The organism is Roseburia sp. 1XD42-34, from assembly GCF_009917385.1.
GTDB lineage: Bacteria > Bacillota > Bacilli > Bacillales > Amphibacillaceae > Virgibacillus.
The window spans coordinates 1-1,037 of the sequence record NZ_QWLJ01000092.1; the positions used below are offsets into that span (position 1 = coordinate 1).

Annotated in this window: 1 protein-coding gene; it reads left to right on the forward strand. The window is 31.9% G+C overall.

Annotated features, from left to right (window positions below; all coding sequences use genetic code 11):
• Window positions 1–414 precede the first annotated feature (414 nt).
• Window positions 415–945, forward strand: a complete 531-nt coding sequence (locus tag D1839_RS20150) for a site-specific integrase (protein WP_120381544.1) — start codon at window positions 415–417, stop codon at window positions 943–945.
• The last annotated feature ends 92 nt before the right edge of the window (window positions 946–1,037 follow it).

Sequence of the window (1,037 nt, forward strand, 5' to 3'; positions counted from 1 at the left end):
TTATATTTCCGAAGTTCGCCAATAATATCATCTAAAACCCCATAATTAATTTGTAAGTCACGCTTCACGAACTATCCACCTTCTCCCTATCCTTTTAAATCCCCTTGCTATGAAGACATTTCAGTTTTCTTCCTCTATGTAAATCTTAATGGTAAATTAACCCATACACCATGCGTCTTTTTTCCTTGTTTTTACATAGGTGTTTTTTACTAATTAAACTTTTTTGTTCTTTATTTGAAATAAAAAATGCCACCTTCCCGTAACTAATTTCAATTATGGTTACAGGAGGTGGTTTTGGTTTTTGGAAAAAAAGCCCTCAGAGTGAGGGCCAAGATTAATCATTTAAATTGTCTATAACTACTGTGCCTTCTCTATACTTTTTAGCGAAATCCTCTGCATTAGGTAAGAAGTGGAATAGATCTAAAAAAGCATCTAGATTTAGATAATAGTATTCTACATGTTAGACAAGCATTAACTTACTCCAAACAAAAAGGGTTACAATTTCATGAAATTAAGAAAGGAAATAGACAAGCTAGGAAAAGAGATATTTATTTATCAAAATCCTTACTTAAACCTATAGAAAAATTGATTGCTATACGAAATAAAGAACGCCTTGCTTCAGATAATTATTGGGATGAAGAAAGCTGTTTATTACTTTGTGACGAAAACGGAAAACCTTTTAACCCTAGTTCCTTAAAGAATTGGTGGAAACGTTTCTTGAATCGCCATAACCTCACATATATTAAAATACACTCACTTAGGCACACATCTGCCAGTATACTTATTAACAAGGGTATAGATGCTAAACCAATACAAGAAAGATTAGGTCACTCCGACATTCAAACAACCATCAATATTTATAGTCATCTTTATAAAGAAACAAATCAAATTGTCTCCGAACAGTTAGACGATATTTTGCAATTAAATGATGTTAAAAACCAATAAAAACTAATAAAAAATGGTTCTATGTCAAATGTTGGGGTGGAGTGAGATGGAATCTCACCTACCCAACATGACTTCCAATTTTTTTATACTTA